This window comes from Actinoplanes sp. NPDC051411, from assembly GCF_040682075.1.
Lineage (GTDB): Bacteria > Actinomycetota > Actinomycetes > Mycobacteriales > Micromonosporaceae > Actinoplanes.
In genome coordinates this window covers 65,537-82,229 of the sequence record NZ_JBFBAD010000017.1, presented here as the reverse complement: position 1 = coordinate 82,229, position 16,693 = coordinate 65,537, and the positions used below count along the sequence as shown (strand labels likewise).

General features: G+C 70.9%; 20 protein-coding genes. 8 read left to right on the top strand and 12 right to left on the bottom strand.

Annotated features, from left to right (window positions below; all coding sequences use genetic code 11):
- Positions 1-13: 13 nt before the first annotated feature.
- Positions 14-1,288 (top strand): M18 family aminopeptidase, encoded by a 1,275-nt coding sequence (locus tag AB0M88_RS12390; protein WP_364099636.1) that lies wholly within the window; start codon positions 14-16, stop codon positions 1,286-1,288.
- A 302-nt stretch (positions 1,289-1,590) separates the two neighbouring features.
- On the opposite strand, the gene AB0M88_RS12385 is transcribed toward AB0M88_RS12390, so the two are convergent.
- The 3 genes from AB0M88_RS12385 to AB0M88_RS12375 all read right to left on the bottom strand — a co-directional run bounded on the left by AB0M88_RS12385 (position 1,591) and on the right by AB0M88_RS12375 (position 4,655).
- Positions 1,591-1,953, bottom strand: a complete 363-nt coding sequence (locus tag AB0M88_RS12385; RefSeq protein ID WP_364099633.1) for a WhiB family transcriptional regulator — start codon at positions 1,951-1,953, stop codon at positions 1,591-1,593.
- A 141-nt stretch (positions 1,954-2,094) separates the two neighbouring features.
- Positions 2,095-2,376 carry a hypothetical protein gene (locus tag AB0M88_RS12380; RefSeq protein WP_364099630.1) on the bottom strand — a complete coding sequence of 94 codons (282 nt, stop codon included), beginning with the start codon at positions 2,374-2,376 and terminating at the stop codon, positions 2,095-2,097.
- A gap of 116 nt (positions 2,377-2,492) precedes the next feature.
- Positions 2,493-4,655, bottom strand: coding sequence for an ATP-dependent DNA helicase UvrD2 (locus tag AB0M88_RS12375; protein ID WP_364099627.1), 2,163 nt, complete (start codon positions 4,653-4,655; stop codon positions 2,493-2,495).
- An 81-nt stretch (positions 4,656-4,736) separates the two neighbouring features.
- Between AB0M88_RS12375 and AB0M88_RS12370 the strand changes: the two genes are divergently transcribed.
- Entirely contained in the window at positions 4,737-4,979 is a 243-nt protein-coding gene (locus tag AB0M88_RS12370) for a mycoredoxin (RefSeq protein WP_364099624.1), read from the top strand.
- 3 nt (positions 4,980-4,982) lie between these two features.
- On the opposite strand, the gene AB0M88_RS12365 is transcribed toward AB0M88_RS12370, so the two are convergent.
- The 6 genes from AB0M88_RS12365 to AB0M88_RS12340 all read right to left on the bottom strand — a co-directional run bounded on the left by AB0M88_RS12365 (position 4,983) and on the right by AB0M88_RS12340 (position 10,599).
- A complete protein-coding gene (locus tag AB0M88_RS12365; RefSeq protein WP_364099622.1) occupies positions 4,983-5,519 on the bottom strand; it encodes a hypothetical protein in 537 nt (178 codons plus the stop codon).
- Positions 5,516-5,980, bottom strand: coding sequence for a hypothetical protein (locus tag AB0M88_RS12360; protein WP_364099619.1), 465 nt, complete (start codon positions 5,978-5,980; stop codon positions 5,516-5,518). Before AB0M88_RS12360 ends, AB0M88_RS12365 begins: the two co-directional genes overlap by 4 nt.
- A 27-nt stretch (positions 5,981-6,007) precedes the next feature.
- Positions 6,008-6,901: a phytanoyl-CoA dioxygenase family protein gene (locus AB0M88_RS12355; protein WP_364099616.1), complete on the bottom strand. Its 894-nt coding sequence runs from the start codon at positions 6,899-6,901 to the stop codon at positions 6,008-6,010.
- A gap of 100 nt (positions 6,902-7,001) precedes the next feature.
- A complete protein-coding gene (gene nudC, locus AB0M88_RS12350) occupies positions 7,002-7,976 on the bottom strand; it encodes an NAD(+) diphosphatase (RefSeq protein WP_364099614.1) in 975 nt (324 codons plus the stop codon).
- Positions 7,973-9,295, bottom strand: coding sequence for a pitrilysin family protein (locus tag AB0M88_RS12345; protein ID WP_364099611.1), 1,323 nt, complete (start codon positions 9,293-9,295; stop codon positions 7,973-7,975). The genes nudC and AB0M88_RS12345 overlap by 4 nt, the downstream gene beginning before the upstream one ends.
- A complete protein-coding gene (locus tag AB0M88_RS12340; RefSeq protein WP_364099608.1) occupies positions 9,292-10,599 on the bottom strand; it encodes a pitrilysin family protein in 1,308 nt (435 codons plus the stop codon). Before AB0M88_RS12340 ends, AB0M88_RS12345 begins: the two co-directional genes overlap by 4 nt.
- 149 nt (positions 10,600-10,748) lie before the next feature.
- Here AB0M88_RS12340 and AB0M88_RS12335 point away from each other — a divergent pair, with 149 nt between their 5' ends.
- Genes AB0M88_RS12335 through AB0M88_RS12320 form a run of 4 tightly spaced genes read left to right on the top strand, consistent with a single transcriptional unit; the run spans position 10,749 to position 13,888 of the window.
- Positions 10,749-11,156: an Rrf2 family transcriptional regulator gene (locus tag AB0M88_RS12335; RefSeq protein ID WP_364099605.1), complete on the top strand. Its 408-nt coding sequence runs from the start codon at positions 10,749-10,751 to the stop codon at positions 11,154-11,156.
- On the top strand, positions 11,153-12,217 hold the full coding sequence (locus AB0M88_RS12330) for an ABC transporter substrate-binding protein (protein WP_364099602.1): 1,065 nt from the start codon (positions 11,153-11,155) through the stop codon (positions 12,215-12,217). The genes AB0M88_RS12335 and AB0M88_RS12330 overlap by 4 nt, the downstream gene beginning before the upstream one ends.
- Positions 12,218-12,237: 20 nt before the next feature.
- A complete protein-coding gene (locus AB0M88_RS12325; RefSeq protein WP_364099599.1) occupies positions 12,238-13,032 on the top strand; it encodes an ABC transporter ATP-binding protein in 795 nt (264 codons plus the stop codon).
- Positions 13,022-13,888 carry an ABC transporter permease gene (locus AB0M88_RS12320; protein ID WP_364099596.1) on the top strand — a complete coding sequence of 289 codons (867 nt, stop codon included), beginning with the start codon at positions 13,022-13,024 and terminating at the stop codon, positions 13,886-13,888. Before AB0M88_RS12325 ends, AB0M88_RS12320 begins: the two co-directional genes overlap by 11 nt.
- 3 nt (positions 13,889-13,891) lie before the next feature.
- Here AB0M88_RS12320 and AB0M88_RS12315 read toward each other — a convergent pair whose 3' ends face one another.
- Positions 13,892-14,773, bottom strand: coding sequence for a hypothetical protein (locus tag AB0M88_RS12315; protein ID WP_364099593.1), 882 nt, complete (start codon positions 14,771-14,773; stop codon positions 13,892-13,894).
- Positions 14,774-14,808: 35 nt separating this feature from the next.
- Entirely contained in the window at positions 14,809-14,976 is a 168-nt protein-coding gene (locus AB0M88_RS12310) for a hypothetical protein (RefSeq protein WP_364099590.1), read from the bottom strand.
- A gap of 108 nt (positions 14,977-15,084) precedes the next feature.
- Here AB0M88_RS12310 and AB0M88_RS12305 point away from each other — a divergent pair, with 108 nt between their 5' ends.
- Positions 15,085-15,801 (top strand): lysophospholipid acyltransferase family protein, encoded by a 717-nt coding sequence (locus AB0M88_RS12305; protein WP_364099587.1) that lies wholly within the window; start codon positions 15,085-15,087, stop codon positions 15,799-15,801.
- A gap of 53 nt (positions 15,802-15,854) precedes the next feature.
- Here the strand turns inward: AB0M88_RS12305 and AB0M88_RS12300 are convergent, their stop codons facing one another.
- The gene (locus tag AB0M88_RS12300) at positions 15,855-16,058 is read right to left on the bottom strand and encodes a cold-shock protein (protein WP_030442529.1); all 204 of its coding nucleotides are present in this window, start codon (positions 16,056-16,058) and stop codon (positions 15,855-15,857) included.
- 223 nt (positions 16,059-16,281) lie between these two features.
- Here AB0M88_RS12300 and AB0M88_RS12295 point away from each other — a divergent pair, with 223 nt between their 5' ends.
- The gene (locus tag AB0M88_RS12295) at positions 16,282-16,692 is read left to right on the top strand and encodes a pilus assembly protein CpaE (protein ID WP_364099583.1); all 411 of its coding nucleotides are present in this window, start codon (positions 16,282-16,284) and stop codon (positions 16,690-16,692) included.
- Position 16,693 lies beyond the last annotated feature (1 nt).

Genomic DNA, 16,693 nt, shown 5'->3' with positions numbered 1-16,693 from the left:
ATTCGATGAGGGAATGGACGCGCCCTCCCACATCGATGACCTGGCCGCCTTCGTCACCGCATCGCCCAGTTCGTACCACGCGGCGGCCGAGGCGGCCCGCCGGCTCGGCGAGGCGGGTTATGTTCCGCTCGACGAGACCGCCGACTGGCGGGGGGCCGTCCGGCCCGGCGCACGGCTGGTCGTGGTGCGCGAGGGCTCGGTGATCGCGTTCGCGCTGCCGCCGGACGCCGGGGCGACGACCCCGTTCCGCGTCGTCGGGGCGCACACCGACTCGCCCGGTTTCAAACTCAAACCCAGGCCGACGCTGTCCGCTTTCGGTTGGCTGTCGGCCGGCGTCGAGGTGTACGGCGGTCCGATCATCTCCTCCTGGTTCGACCGCGAGCTGGAGTTCGCGGGCCGCCTGGTCGCCCTGGACGGCACGACCCACCTGATCCGCACCGGCCCGTACGCCCGCATCCCGCACCTCGCCATCCACCTCGACCGCGACCTGAACACGTCGTTCGCGCCCGACCGCCAGCGTGACGTGCAGCCGGTCTTCGGGGTCGGCGGCCCGGGGGACGGCGATCTGGTCGGCCATCTGGCGAAGCTGGCCGGCATCGACCCGGAGCAGGTCGGCGGGTACGACATGGTGACGGTCGACGCCGCGGCCCCGGCCCGGTTCGGTGCCGACGAGTCGTTGTTCGCCTCGGCCCGTCTCGACAACCTCTCTTCGGTGCACGCCGGGCTGGCCGGTCTGCTCGCCGCCGAGCCGGCCGGCTCGATCGCGGTCCTGGCCGCCTTCGACCACGAGGAGGTGGGGTCGGAGAGCCGTTCCGGCGCGGCCGGCCCGTTCCTCGCCGACGTGCTCGAACGCGTCTCGGCCGCGCTCGGCGGCGACCGCGGCGATCTCGCCCGCGCCGTCGCCGGCTCGTGGTGCCTGTCTTCGGACGCCGGGCATGCGATCCACCCCTACCGGGACGACCGCCACGACCCGGCCAACCATCCGGTGCCCGGCGGCGGCCCGCTGCTGAAGATCAACGCGAACCAGCGCTACACCACCGACGGCGCGGGCGCCGCGCTGTGGGCCCGCACCTGCGCCGTCGCGGGCGTGCCTTACCAGGAGTTCGTCTCCAACAACGCGGTGCCGTGCGGCTCGACGATCGGCCCGATCACGGCGACCCGGCTCGGCATCCCGACCCTGGACGTCGGCACCCCGCTGCTGTCGATGCACTCGGCCCGCGAAATGTGCCATGTCGAGGACCCCGGCCGTCTGGCCGCCGCCGCCCGCGTCTTCCTCTCGAACGCCTGACATGCGGAAGAGCCCGCCGCCGGCGAGGCGGTCGGGCTCTTCTCGTTCTCTCCTGGTTTCGGCCGGTCAGGGGTCGATCAGTAGCGCCCACCACCGAGTTCACGGGAGGCCCGCGCACGGGCTTCCAGGGCTACTCGACGAGCGGGACGGTACGCCTCAGATGTGCGGTCACTCTGAGGCCGACGCATTCGGGCCCGGGACAACGCTTCGTGGAGAAGTTTCACCTTCGTGGCTCCGTTCGGGGTCATTTCGCTACTCGGCTTTCGGACGTCGGGATGGATCAGGGTGGTGGTCATTGCTTCTCAGGCCGCCAGTCGGACCGCGTTGCGGGAGTCGACGCCGTCGCGGGCCAGCCGCTCCTCGACCTCGACCGCGAGTTCCGCGTCGCGGGCCACATCAGCCTTGCGGGGACGACCGCGGGGCCGCTTACGCGGGACCACAGCGCCACGCTCGAAGATCTCGCCTCCCCAGACACCCCAGGGCTCGTTCCGCTCGGCCGCGCCGGCCAGGCATTCGACGCGCAGCGGGCAGTCCCCGCAGAGCGACTTCGCCAGTTCCAGCTGAGCCGGGGAGTCCGAGAACCACAGGTCCGGGTCGAACTTCCGACAGGGCAGGTTTGCCTCGATCTCGACGTTCACGTCGATCGGGGCCAGCGCCAGACTCATAAAGCCCGGTCACCTCTCTCTTCTCTTCGATCTTCTGGATCGCCTTACCGGTCGTGCACCGGCGGTAAGCCGGCAAAGAAATAGGCCGCGGATCCCGGTTATCGGGTTCCGCGGCCTCAAGGTGAGCCGGTGGTCTGGTGATCAGACCGGCCTTCCTCGAGGCGGGATCCCGCGCTCATCGACGTACCGCTTGCTGGAGCCGCCGAGACCCATGAACCCGGTGGTGCCATTGATCCCGTTGGTGCGACCGTCGGCCAGAGCCAGCTCGGCCTGGGTCTGGACCTGGTGCACCCGCGAAATCGGAGCCCACGCTTCCGCCAATACCGGAGTTGCCACGGGGGCAGCGGCGGCGGGCGTCAGGGTGGACGGAGCGCAGGCAGCAGGCAGCAGCACCGACGGTCGCGTCAGCTTGTTGGTCTCCATCGTTGCCACCTCCTCCATATGCCTTGCACTCGTTGTTTTGCCCCGCGAACAGCTGCTCGCTGAGGTGTGCTCTGAGGCTATTCCTGCCTCGCAAGCGAGGGCAAACGAATTACGGACTAGTTTTCAAAGTTTTTCTGAGCGGGGTCGGGAGCAAGATCATCCGGGCTCGCTCCGGCCACCAGAGCGAACACCGCGTCGCCGTACTGACCGAGTTTGCGGGGGCCGATTCCGGCGATCGCCAGCAGCTCCGGCGGGCCGCTCGGCCGGCGCTCGGCCAGCGCGACCAGGGTCGCGTCGGTGAAGACAACGTACGCAGGGACTTTGAGCCCGGCCGCGGTGCGCTGCCGCCAGGTCAGGAAACGCTCGTAGAGATCTTCGTCCATGTCCGACGGGCAGGTCGGGCAGCGGCCCAGTTTGCGGTCGGCGCCGGCCAGCAGCGTGGCCCCGCAGATGCGGCAGAACGCGACCTGGGGCCGCCGTCGGTCGGCCCGGTTGTTGTGACCCGGCCGACTCCGGTCCCCCGCCCGTTCGGTCGACGACGTGCGCTCGAGCTGGGGCAGGAAACGGCATGGCCGCCGGGCGCGGCCGCCCGTCGACCGCAGCTGACCGTAGGAGAGCCAGAGCCACTGCCGGGCCCGGGTCACCCCGACGTACAACAGGCGGCGTTCCTCCTCCAGCTGGGCGGGCGTCTTCGCGTACGTCGTGGGAAGCGTCCCGTCGGCGAGCCCGACCAGGAAGACCGCGTCCCACTCCAGGCCCTTGGCGGAGTGCAGTGAGGCGAGCGTCACACCCTCGACCGTCGGGGCGTGCTGCTGCTCGGCCCGGCGCGCCAGCTCGTCGTTGAACGCCGAGAGCGAGACGTCCCGCTGCACGGCCCCGGCCTGACCGATCGGTTCTATGGTGGGCGCCTTCGCGTACTCCTCGGCCAGCGCGACCAGCGCCGCCAACGCCTCCCACTGCTCGCGGGCGGCGCCGCCGGCCGGCGGCTGCTCGCGCGACCAGCCGACCGCCGCGAGCGCCTCGACCACCGCAACCACCAGCGGGGTCTCGCCGGGGGTGGAACGCACGGCGGCCCGCAGCGCGATCATCGCCTGCCGCACCTCGGGCCGTTCGAAGAACCGCTCGGCCCCGCGCACCACGGCCGGCACCCGCGCCTCGGCGAGCGCCTCCTCGTACGCCTCGGACTGCGCGTTGATGCGGAAGAGCACCGCGATCTCGCTCGCCGGGGTGCCGGACGCGATCAGGTCGCGGCAGCGCCGGGCCACCGCCGCCGCCTCGGCCGCCTCGTCCGGGAAGATCTTGAGTTCCGGTTCCGCGCCGGGTGGCCGCTGGCCGACGAGTTCGAGCCGCAGTCGCGCCTCGCTGCCCTTGGCCTGGCGGATCACCGCGTTGGCCAGGCCGACCACCTGCGGGGTCGAGCGGTAGTCGCGGACCAGCCGCACCACCACCGCCGCTTTCCGCCGGCGCGGGAAGTCGATCAGATAGCCGGAGGTCGCGCCGGTGAACGAATAGATCGTCTGGCTGGCGTCGCCGACCACGGTCAGGTCGTCGCGGCCGCCCAGCCAGGCGTCGAGCAGGCGCTGCTGGAGCGGGTTGACGTCCTGGTATTCGTCGACCACGAAGTGGCGGTACTGCGCGCGGATCTCCTCGGCCACGTCGGAGTGCTCCTCGATGCCCCACACCGCGGCGCGCAGCATGTCCTCGAAGTCGATCACGCCCTGCCGGCGCTTGAGCGTCTCGTAGGCGGCAAAGACCTCGGCCACCTTGGCCGGCTCGAACGGCGGCTCGCGCAGCGCCTTGGTCGCGGCCACCGCGTATTCGCCCGGCTCGACCAGCGACGACTTGGCCCACTCGATCTCGCTCGCCAGGTCGCGGGCGCCCGCGCGGTCGGCCCGCACCCCGGCCCGGGCGGCGGCCAGCCCCACCATGCGGGCCTTGCTCTCCAGCAGCTCGGGCATCGCGCGCCCCTCGAGCAGCCGGGGCGCGAAGTAGCGCACCTGGCGCAGCGCGGCGGCGTGGAACGTGCGGGCCTGCACCCCGGCGGCACCGAGCGCGCTGAGCCGGGCCCGCATCTCGGCCGCCGCCCGCGCGGTGAAGGTCACGGCCAGGAAATGCCGCGGGCTCGCCTCGCCGGTCAGCGTGCGATAGGCGATGCGGTGGGTGATCGCCCGGGTCTTGCCGGTGCCCGCGCCAGCCAGGATGCAGACCGGGCCGGCGGGCGCGGTCACCGCCGTCCGCTGTTCGGGGTCGAGCCCGGCGAGCACCGCATCACTCTGCACGGTAGGGAATCATGACACCCCGGTATGACGTTGTGCGGGACGGCGCAATGCCATGTGACCCGTACGAAGGGATCCCGACCGATGTTGACCATGTACTCGACGTCCTGGTGCGGCTTCTGCCACCGCCTCAAGTCGCAGCTCGACCGGGAAGGCATCGCCTACGACGTCGTCGACATCGAGCAGGACGCGGCCGCGGCCGAGTTCGTGATGAGTGTCAACGGTGGTAACCAGACGGTGCCCACCCTGAAGTTCGAGGACGGCTCGGCGCTGACCAACCCGTCGATCGTCAAGGTCAAGGAGCACCTGGCCGCTATCACGGCCTGACGCTCATCCAGCGAGAGCGGCGGCGAGCCGTTCGGCCTCGGTGACGAGGTCGTCGAGCTCGTCGTCGCCGAGCGCCAGTTCGTCGGCGAGCGAGGCGAAGAGCAGCAGGTGGACGCCGACCAGCACGGCCGGGTCGAGTTCGCCGACCGGAACGGTCTCGCCCAGTTCGGCCCGCACCAGCATCTCGGCGTCGATCGCGGGTAGCGCCGCCACCTCGTGCACGTGGACCGCGGTCGCGACCGTGCGACTGATTTCGGCCAGCGGGCTGCCGGGCTCGAACCGGCGGCGGACGGCCAGGCCGAACGCGTTGTGCCAGACCCGGCGGGCGTAGTCGTCGACCGGGCCCGACGGCGTACCGAATCGGGCCGGCGCCTCGTCGCCGGCCGCCGCCCGCAGATAGTCTCCCGCGTTGGTCCAGGGCGGATGGTCCGGGCCGGCCGAGGGGGCCGCCGGGTCGCGGGGGCCCTCGTTCGGCCGCCGGAGCCGCGCCGGATCGGCGTGCCGGCCCTGGTTGGCCGGCCGCCGCTTGGGCTTGCTCATACCGACCGCCGGCCGATCGTGCGGTTGCGAGGCCGGTCGAACCGGGCCACCCGCCGTTCCGCCTGGTCGATCAGCGCGACCGCGTCGACGCCGGACCGCCCCAGGTCGCCGACGACGTAGCAGATCAGTTCGAAGCGGCGCACGTCCGAGATGCCGTGCGCGAGTTCGGGCTCGCCGGTCGCCGAGCGGATCAGTGCCTCGGCCTGGCGGGCGACCTCGCCGCCGGTCGGCAGTGACTGGTACGCCAGCAGATCGTTGACATATCGGGTGGCCGCCCGCGGATCACGCCCGACGAAGGTGCGGCGCACCGCGACGATGAACAGTTCCCGCAGCAGCCGGATGGCGCGCGGCGAGTCGCTGAGACGAGACAGCGACCGCGCCGGGTGCTCGCTCTCGAGTGCCTCGAGGACGAGTCGGCCCGCCGCGGTCGCCGCTGTCGCTAATTGCCCTATTTGACCCACATCCGGACTCTAACCGGATGCGCGGTCTCAGGGGATCAGAGCCGGAATGCTGGAGTCGAGCAGGCCCCGCTCCTTGAGAGCGCCGTAGAGCGGCGTCGTCTCCGGGTAGTGGCCCCAGGCGTGGTCGCCGGTGCCGTCGCCCTTCGGGCAGTGACCGAGCAGCTGCTTCTGCACGTCGTTGAGCCCCTGGAACCACGGCTCCTGCGGCAGGTGCGCCACGTCGTCACGGCCGGCGATCCAGCGGTACGTGTAACCGAAGAACGCGCCCATGCGGGTGATCGCCGAGTAGTTGTCGGAACGCGCGTGCCAGATGCGCCGGTCGAAGACGACCAGGTCGCCCGGGTTGGCGGTGATCTGGGTCGCACCCTCGGGCGCCGGCCACGGAACGCCCCGGCTCGGCGGGCCCGGAAGCCAGTTGGCCTTGTGGCTGCCCGGGATCACGGTGAAGTTGCCGCGGCCGGTCTCGCTCACGTCGGAGAACCAGTAGGCCAGCTTCACGGAGAACATCGGGCGCGGGTCGGTCTCGATCTCCCGGTTCTGACGGCCACCGTCCTGGTGCCAGTGCCACCAGTCCTTCTGCTTCTCGTGGATCTGCGGGTGCACGTCCACGTGGGAGTGGTAGATGTGCGTGTTCCACCCGAGCAGCGACCAGATGTACTTGAACGCGGTCGGGTGGTCGATCAAGTAGGCCAGCTCAGGGACTGAGGTGATCGCGGACAGCTGGTGCAGGGCACCCGTCGCGTTCAGGCCGTGGCCACCGGGCTCCTGCGCCCGCTCGTATGCGGCCTGGATCGCGTTGCGCCCGACCTCGATCTCACTCTCACTGAGCACGCCCGGAACGACGAGGATGCCATCCCGATCGAACGTGGCACGCTCGTCGTCCGTCATGGGGGTCCATGCGGGCGCTTCAACCTGCGTCATCGAATCCACCTCTCGGTCTTTGTAGTTCGAGACGGTCTGAGAACGCGGGAAGGTTACCGCAGAAGAAGAAAACTTCTCCGCTTAGACCGGGTTGGGTACGTTACGCGGGCAAACCGCGCAACCAACGTTCAATGAGGTAAAACGCGATAGAAGCTCGCATCGGCAGGCTGGACGGGCGGCCGGACTCCGGATCGACGAAGTCGCCCGCGATCATCCGGGCCACGTCATCGCGGGTGAACCACCGGGCCTCGTCGATCTCCTCCGGGTCGAGCCGGAACGGCTGATCACGATCGGCCACCGCGTGGAACCCGAGCATCAGCGAGCCCGGATAGGGCCAGGACTGGCTGCCCGCGTAGTGCAGCGAGCGCAGCGCGATGCCGACCTCCTCGCCGACCTCGCGGATCACCGACGCCTCGGCCGACTCGCCGGGCTCGACGTACCCGGCCAGGCAGGAGAACCGGCGCACGCCGTCGGGGCCGGCCGGCCAGCCCGCGTTGTGCCCGAGCAGGCAGCGCCCCTCCGGACCGGCCACCCCGTCGTGCACGAGCACGATCATGGCCGGGTCGGTGCGGGGCCACATCATGTTGCCCTCGGTGTCGCGCCGGGCCCAGCCGGCCTCGACGGCCTCGGTCGGCAGGCCGGTACGCGGCGAGAACTTGTGACTGGCGTGCCAGTTGTCGAGGGCCGCGGCGGCCGTGAACAGCCCGGCGTCGCGGTCGTCGAGCAGGTGCCCGATGTCTCGCAGGGTGACCGCCCGCGCGCCGTCGAGCGACGGCAACGGGGCGTCGATGGTCCACACCGGAAGGCCCGACGGGTCGATCCCGAGGAACCAGTGGTCGCCCTCCGGCGCCTCGGCCGACGGCACCAGCACCAGCGCGGCACTGCCGTCGGCCCGGTCGGTGACCAGCGCCCGGCCGCCCTGGGCCAGGTCGACCACGAGCACGACACCCTCGTCCCAGGCCTTGGCCAGCCACGCGTCGTCACGGCGGCGCAGGGCCGACCGGTCGAGGGCGCTGCGGGCGAGCGGCGGCAGGCCGGGCTGCTCGCCCAGGTCAGGCTGCTCCTGCTCGCTCACGCTTCCTCGCCGCCACGCTCCACCGGCACCAACGCGGCCAGGGGGGCCTCGACCTTGGCGGCGTCACCCAGCACCACGGTGATCGCCCGGGCCGGGGCCAGGTAATGTGCCGCCGCCTCGGCGACCTGTTCGCGGGTGGCCGCGGCCAGGGACGCCGAGTGCTCGCGCAGGTGGTCGAGGCGCAGGCCGAAGCTCGCGTACATGCTCGCCAGGCCGGCCAGGCCGGCCTGGGTCGACATGCCGAGCCGCAGCGTGCCCAGGGCGTAGCGCCGGGCCTGCTCGAGCTCGTCCTCGCCCGGCGGGAGGCTCGCGATGCGGCCCAGTTCGTACCGGGTCTCGAGCAGGGACGGGCCGGTCACCTCGGTCGCGACCTCGGCCGAGACCAGCAGGGCCGAGCCGGCCAGGAAGTGCTCGATCGAGGAGTGCGGACCGTAGGTGTAGCCCTTGTCCTCGCGGATGTTCTCGACCCAGCGGGACGAGAAGTAGCCGCCGAAGACCAGGTTGGCCAGCTGGAGCGCCGCGTAGTCGGGGTGGGTGCGGGGCACCGCGGGCAGCGCCATCCGCAACGAGGACTGCACCGAGCCGGGCCGGTCGACCAGCAGCAGCGGGCCCGGTTCGAGCTCCGGGGTGGGCGGCACGTCGCCGTCCCGGCCGGGGCCGGTCCAGCTGCCGAGCGCCTTCGCGGCCGCGTCGATCGCCTTCTCCGGGTTGAGGTCGCCGACCAGCACCAGCACCGAGCCGTCGGGCCGCACCCGGTCGGCGTGCAGCGAGCGCAGCTGACCGGGGCGTACGCCGCGGACCTGCTCGGGCTCCGGGGTCTGCACCGCGTACGGGTGGCGGCCGTACATGCGCTTGAGCAGGGCCTCGCGGGCCAGGTGGGCGGGCTGGCTCTGGGCGACCTGGATGTGGTCGACCAGGCGCTCGCGCTCGGTCGCCACCTCCTCGTTGGGATAGGCCGGATCGGTCAGCACCGAGGCGAGGATCTCGAGCATCCGGTCGAGGCCGCCGGCCAGCGCGTTGCCGGTGACGAACAGCCGGTCGGGGTCGAGCCCGGCCGACAGGCCGCCGCCGACCGCCTGCAGCTCGGCCGCGATCTGCACGCTCGACATGGTGCCGGTGCCGGTGAACAGGGCCTGGGACAGCAGGGTGGCCCGGGGCAGCGGGGCCCGGCCGAACGGCACCCGCAGGCGCAGCTCGACCAGCGGCACCGCCGGGCGCCGGATGGCGATCACGGTCAGTCCGGACGGCAGCGTGCGCTCGGCCTCTTTGGGCAGCTTGAGCTTGGCGTCGGGCACGAGGTCGGGCAGGTTCCTGGTCATGCGGCGGCTCCGGGGACGACCTCGACGGTGGCGCGATTTTCGGGGCGCAGGGCGGCCGCGGCCACGGTGATCTGCGCCTCGGTCACCTCACCGATCAGCTTGGGCAGTTCGTTGAGCAGCTCGGGGCGGCCGCGCTGCAGTTCGAGCACGGCCATCGGGAGCGCCCGGCCGAGCACCGCGTCGGTGTCCCGCAGCAGGTGGGTGGCGATGCGCGCCTGGGTGCGCTCGAGCTCACCGGCGGCCAGGCCGTCGGTGGCGAGCCGGTCGAGCTCCTCGTCGATCGTGCGCAGCACCTTGACCGCGTCGCCGCCGGGCGGCAGGAACGCCTGCAGCAGCAGCGCGGTCGGGTTGCGCACCTGGAACTCGTCGCCCATGAAGCCGATGTAGCCGCCGATGCTGGTGACCGTGCGGTCGCGCTGCACCAGACGCTCGACCAGCCGGGAGGCGTCGCCGTCGGTGAGCACCTCGGCCAGCACCACAAAAGGCAGGTACGCCGTGAAGTCGCCGATCGGGTCGGGCACCCGCCAGCCGCCGGCGATCGCGGGCAGTGGCGCGAGGTGGTCGGTGTAGACCTCGCGGCGCTCGGCGGTCAGGCCCGCCTCGTCGAAGTCCGGGCGCTTCGGGGCCGGCCGCGCCGGTACGTCGGCGAAGTGCCGCCTGATCATCTCGGTCGCCGCGGCCACGTCGAAGTCGCCCGCCACCGCCAGCGTCGCGTTGCCGCACGCGTAGTAGTGGTCGAAGAAGTCCTGCGCGTCCTGGACCGTGGCGCTCTCGAGGTCGGCGAACGAGCCGTAGCCGTCGTGCGCGTTGGGGAACGTCTCGAACATCACCGGGGGCAGCTTGAGCCAGGGAAAGCCGCCGTACGGCCGGTTGAGGACGTTGACCCGGATCTCCTCCTTGACCACGTCGACCTGGTTGCGCAGGTTCTCCTCGGTGAGCCGGGGGCCGCGCATGCGGTCGGCCTCGAGGAAGAGCGCCCGCTCGAGGGCGCCCGACGGCAGCACCTCGAAGTAGTCGGTGTAGTCGAGGTGGGTCGACCCGTTGAAGGTGCCGCCCGCGCCCTGCACGTGCCGGAAGTGCGCCAGCTTCTCCAGGTTTTCCGAGCCCTGGAACATCAGGTGCTCGAAGAGGTGGGCGAAGCCGGTGCGGCCCTGGGGCTCGGAGCGGATGCCGACGTCGTAGACCACGGCGACGCCGACCACCGGCGCGCTGCGATCGGGGGTCAGGACCACTCGGAGGCCGTTGTCCAGGGTGAACCGCTCGACCGGGTACTTCGTCGCGGGGATCTTGATTGTGCGCGCCACAGGCTGACCCTAGCGCGCTGCCCGGGCCCCGGCCTGTCCCGCCATCCGGATCGGCCTTGACGCCGAAACCCTACATCGTCCAGTATTCCCATCCAACAGGTAGACAAAGCAGAGTTTGATCGCCACGGGCGGGATGGGGGCAGGGATTCGTGTACGTCTCCGCGCGCACCGACTACGCCGTCCGGGCCATGCTGGCCGTCGCGGCCTCCGGGCAGCGCCTGGTCAAGGCGGCCGAGCTGGCCGCCGCCCAGGAGATCCCGCTCAGCTTCCTGCAGGGCATCCTGCTCGACCTGCGCCGCGTCGGGCTGCTGCACAGCCACCGCGGGGTCGACGGCGGTTACGTGCTGGCCCGTCCGGCCAGTGAGATCACCATCGGCGACATCGTCCGCGCGGTCGGCGGGGCGCTGGCCACCGTACGCGGTCTGCCCATCACCACCACGAGTTACCACGGGGCCGCGACCGGCCTGCGTGACGTGTGGCTCGCGGTCGAGGAAGCCATCGAGGGCGTTGTCGACCACACCACTCTGGCCGCCCTAGAACTAGGAGAGAGAGCATGAGCTCCCGCCGCATACGCGCGCTTGCCCTTGCCGCCGCCGCACTGCTGGCCACGACCGCCCTCGCCGCCTGCGGCAAGGACGACGACAAGGCGTCGGCCGGTGGCGACGCCTCGACGATCCGGCTCGGCTACTTCCCCAACATCACCCACGCCCCCGCCCTGGTCGGCGTCAACAAGGGCTTCTATCAGGACGCGCTGGGCAGCACCAAGCTCGAGACCAAGACCTTCAACGCCGGTGGCGACGCGCTGACCGCTCTGCTCTCCGGCGCGGTCGACGCCACCTACATGGGCCCCAACCCCGCCATCACCGGCTGGGCCCAGACCCACGGCACCGGCCTGAAGATCATCGCCGGCAGCACCTCGGGCGGCGCGGCCCTGGTCGTCCAGCCGAGCGTCGCCGGTGTCCAGGACCTCAAGGGCAAGAAGGTCGCCACCCCGCAGCTCGGCAACACCCAGGACGTGGCGCTGCGCTCCTGGCTCAAGGACCAGGGACTCACCACCGACACCCAGGGCGGCGGCGACGTCTCGATCGTGCCGCAGGCGAACTCGGCCATGCTCCAGTCCTTCGCCCAGGGCAGCATCGCCGGCGCGTGGGTGCCCCAGCCCTACCTGAGCCAGCTGGTGCTCCAGTCCAAGGGCAAGGTCCTGGTCGACGAGAAGACGCTGTGGCCGCAGGGCCAGTTCGTCACGACCCAACTGGTCGTCACCCAGACGTTCCTGAAGAAGTACCCCGACACGGTGAAGAAGCTGCTCCAGGGCCAGCTCAAGTCGATCGACTACATCGCGAGCAACAAGGCCGACGCCCAGGCCGCGGCCAACGCCCAGCTCGCCTCGCTCTCCGGCAAGCCGCTCAAGGACGACGTGCTCCAGGCCGCGTTCACCGACCTGACCTTCACCAACGACCCGATCGCGTCGTCGCTCTACACCGGCGCCCAGCACGCCGAGGCGGTCGGCCTGCTCAAGTCGGTCGACCTCAAGGGCATCTACGACTTGGCCCCGCTGAACAGCCTGCTCGCCGCCGGTGGCAAGCCGGCGGTCAGCGACGCGGCTCCGGCCTCCTGACCGACCGAGGAGTAGCACTCATGACCATCGTCGAGGATCGCGAGCTGGTCGACGTCGTCCGGCTCGACAGCGTCTCCAAGCGCTACGGAACGGGCCCGAACTCCCTGCTCGCGCTCGACGGGGTCTCGCTGAGCGTGCGCAAGGGCGAGTTCGTCTGCCTGCTCGGCGCGTCCGGCTGCGGCAAGAGCACCCTGCTCTCGCTGGTCGCCGGACTGGACGAGATCAGCGGCGGCACCCTGGACATCGGCGGCCAGCACCGGGAGGCCCCGGGCCGTGCACTCGTCTCGATGATGTTCCAGGAGGCCGCCCTGTTCCCCTGGCTCCCGGTGGCGGCCAACGTGGAGCTGCCGATGCGGCTGCGCGGGGCGAGCAAGGCGGACCGCCGCCGGCGGGCGTCGGAACTGCTCGATCTCGTACGCCTCGGCGGCTTCGCCGACAAGCGGCCGCACGAGCTCTCGGGCGGCATGCGGCAGCGGGTGGCCCTGGCCCGGGCCCTCGCCCAGGACGCCGACGTGCTGCTCATGGACGAGCCGTTCGGCGCCCTGGACGCGATGACCCGCGACATCCTGCACGACGAGCTCGAGCGGATCTGGCGGGAGCGCGAACTGACCGTGCTGTTCGTGACCCACAACGTGCGCGAGGCGGTGCGGCTCGGCGACCGGGTGATCCTGCTCAGCAGCCGGCCGGGCCGGGTCATCGAGGACTTCGAGGTCAAGCACCCGCGCCCGCGCCGCATCGACTCGCCCGAGGTGTCCGGCCAGGCCGCCGAGATCACCGACCGTCTCCGCGCGGAGGTCGCCCGCCATGCCAACTGAACTCACGACCGCCGGCCCGGCCAACGAGGTCTCCGGGCTCGACCAGCTCGAACTCGGGGCACCGCCGACCAACGGCGCCCGCGGCCGCCGGGTCTGGAGCGCGGCGTGGCCCAAGCTGCTGGCCATCGCGATCGTGCTGCTCGTCTGGGAGCTGATCGCGCTCTCCGGCTGGAAACCGTCATACATCCTGCCCGGGCCCGGACCGGTCTTCAAAGACCTGGGCGGCCTGGTCAAGACGGCCGACTTCTGGGACGGCGTACGCCTGACCATGACCCGGGCGGTCTTCGGGTTCGCGCTGGCCGTGATCATCGGCACGGTGCTCGGCTCCCTGGTCGCGACGTTCGCCCCGCTGCGGTCGGCGATCGGCTCGCTGATCACCGGCCTGCAGACGATGCCGTCGGTGCTCTGGTTCCCGCTCGCGATCCTGCTGTTCCAGCTCGACGAGCGGGCGATCTACTTCGTGGTGATCCTCGGTGCCGCGCCGTCGGTCGCCAACGGCCTGATCAGCGGCATCGACTACATCCCGCGCACCTGGCTGCGGGTCGGCCAGGTGATGGGCATGCGGGGCTGGGCCAAGTACCGCCACCTCGTGCTGCCGGCCTCGCTGCCGTCGTTCGTCTCCGGGCTCAAGCAGGGCTGGGCGTTCTCGTGGCGCAGCCTGATGGCCGGTGAGCTGCTGGTCATCGTGCCCGGCACGGTGAGCATCGGCGTCCGGATCCAGAACGCCCAGGACCTCTTCGACTCGACCCTGGTGATCAGCTACATCATCGTGGTGCTGATCCTCGGCATCCTGATCGACGTGCTCTTCAGCTGGGCCGACACCTCGCTCCGCAAGCGATGGGGCCTCACCCAGTGACTTCTACAGCGGCCTGACCGAGTTCAACACGTCTTCCACCGCGTAGTCCCACTGCTTGTGGGTGCTGGGGATGGAGACGTACAGGACCGCCGCGGTCGGCTTGCCGACGTCGATGACCGCCACCGCCGAGAGCTCGGAGGTGGCGGTCAGCCCGTCGGCGTGAAAGTGCAGCCGGAACTCGTTGACGTAGGCCGGCCGCCCGCCGAGCGTGGTCAGACCGTCCCGGAGCTCGTCGAGGGTGTTGGGCTGCGGGTAGTAGGACGCCCGCACGTCGGCCGCCACCTGCCGGCCCACGCAGGACAGGTCGAGCGTCACCGCGTCGTTGTCGGCGGCCGGCACCGCGGCCGACAGGATCGACGCGTGGTACGTCCCGCCGCTGTACACCTCGGTCACGAAGTGCTGCCCCACCCGGTACGGCACCTGGAGCGACCCGGCGTTCCACTCCTCGGTCCACGGCACCCAGGGCGCGCCGTACGCCCGGTAGGAGATGCCGGCCGCCTGGTCGACCGTGCGCGGGCCGGTCTCCGGCGGCAGCGAGGCCGCGCTCGGGGCCGGGGCGGCCGAACCGGTCGGCGCCGGGCAGGCCTGGGCGAGCGGCGGGCGTACGTCCTTCGGCGCCTCGGCCTGGCCGCGAAACGGCGCGCCGTCGGTCGACAGGGCCACTACCAGCAGGATCGTCAGACCGAGGGCCAGAATGCCGCCGGCCAGCCAGCCGAAGATCATCATCTGCCGGCGACGGCGGGCCGGGCCGTCCGGTGGCGGCTGGGGTGGGGCGGGCGGGGGCGGCGGGGCGAGCGGAGGCATGCCACCGGCGGTGACCGTGCCGGAACCCCATGTCCCGCCCGGCCGCTGCCAGGGAAACGTCTGCTGGGTGGGCTCGGTCATGAACCCCAGTGAACACCACCCGGGGTGCTATTGCCTCACAGCACCGGCGTGGCGGTGGCCGCCGGAACCTCGACCGGGGCGGCCGCGGCATCGCCCGACGCCGAATACCACGGCGTGAAGGCGACCGCGAGAACCAGCGCGAGGCCGGCCAGGGCGACGGCGAGAACGAAACCGAGCTCCCGGCTGCCGGGTGTGCTCCGCATGGTGGATGTGCCTTCCGTGAAGTGGCGTCAAAACTAAAGACGCGGCAACCCGGCCGTCGGTTGCACCCGTTTCGGTCCCTGTTCAGGGCGTTCGGCTACCGTCACTCCATGGAACTCGTGTATCCCCCGGTCATCGCCTTCGCCAAGACGATGTTCCGGGTGCTCGACCTGAAGGTTCAGGTGGACGGCGCCGAGCACATCCCCGAGACCGGCGGGGCGGTGCTGGCCAGTAACCACTCCAGCTACCTCGACTTCATCTTCTGCGGATTCGGTGCCCAGCCGGCCAAGCGCCTGGTCCGGTTCATGGCCAAGCAGTCGGTCTTCGACAACAAGATCAGCGGGCCGCTCATGCGCGGCATGCGGCACATCAGCGTCGACCGGGACAACGGGGCCGGCTCGTTCCGGCAGGCCGCGGCCGCGCTCAAGGGCGGCGAGGTGGTCGGCGTCTTCCCGGAGGCGACGATCAGCGAGTCGTTCACCGTCAAGGAGATCAAGTCGGGGGCGGTGCGCCTCGCCCGCTCGGCGAAGGTGCCGCTCATCCCGATGGCCGTCTGGGGCCCGCACCGGCTCTGGACCAAGGGGCACCCGAAAGAACTGACCAAACGTCACGTGCCGGTGCTCATCAAGATCGGGCAAGCGGTCGAGATGCCCAAGGGGGTCTCGCCCGACGCGATCTCGGTCGTTCTGCGCGAGCGCATCCAAGGGCTGCTGGACGCGGTGCAACGCGCGTACCCCGACAAGCCCGCCGGTCCCGAGGACCGCTGGTGGCTCCCCGCCCATCTGGGCGGTACGGCGCCGCTGCCCGAGGCAGCCGCCGCGATGTGAATCAGGCCGTACCGGCTCCGTCCCCGAGGGTCCGGAGCCGGTGACCAGTTACTTCAGACAGCGCGGATGTTCGCGGCCTGCGGACCCTTCTGGCCCTGGGTGACCTCGAACTCGACCCGCTGATTCTCCTCCAGGCTGCGGTAGCCCGACATCTGAATCGCGGAGAAGTGGGCGAAGACGTCGGCGCCGCCGTCGTCAGGGGTGATGAACCCGAAGCCCTTGTCCGCGTTGAACCACTTCACAACGCCGGTAACCATGCTCGTCTCCTCGACGGTCGATCGTTCCCGGCCATTATGGACGGGAACGAGATAATAAGAGCCGCAATTCGCGGTCTCGTGTCGCCGTACTGATCGCCCGTACCGGAGAAACCCGGGTTACGACAAAGAGCGCCTGGGGCAGAATTCCCCACAGGCGCTCCTAAGTACTTGGGAACCAAACTGACAACGCTCGGGAGCGTAGCACGTTCAGGAAGGCTGGCCAGTGATCGGCGTACAACTTGCCCGGCAGCTCAAACAGGCGGGACTCGAGTGGAAACCGGGGCCTGGAGACCGCTTCGCGATCCCCGACCGCGACCTCGACGACGAGGTGTTCGTGCTGAGCAACATGACCATCGAGGTCCACACGATGCCCGAGGGGCGGGTGATCGGTTTCAACGGCACGACCGAGTGGGCGCTCGACGATGTGGAGCTCGACGAGACCCTCTGGCTGCCCCGCGAAGACCAGTTGCGCGAGTTCCTCGGAGGCACGTTCCGGGCGCTGCGGCGCCCGCTCTCCGGGTACGCCGTGGACGTCGAGTTGCTCGGCGAGAGCCGGACATTCGACGGGGCCACGGCCGAGGAGGCGTACGCGGGAGCCCTGCTGCACCTGCTGGCGGCGGCCGGCGCCGCCTGAG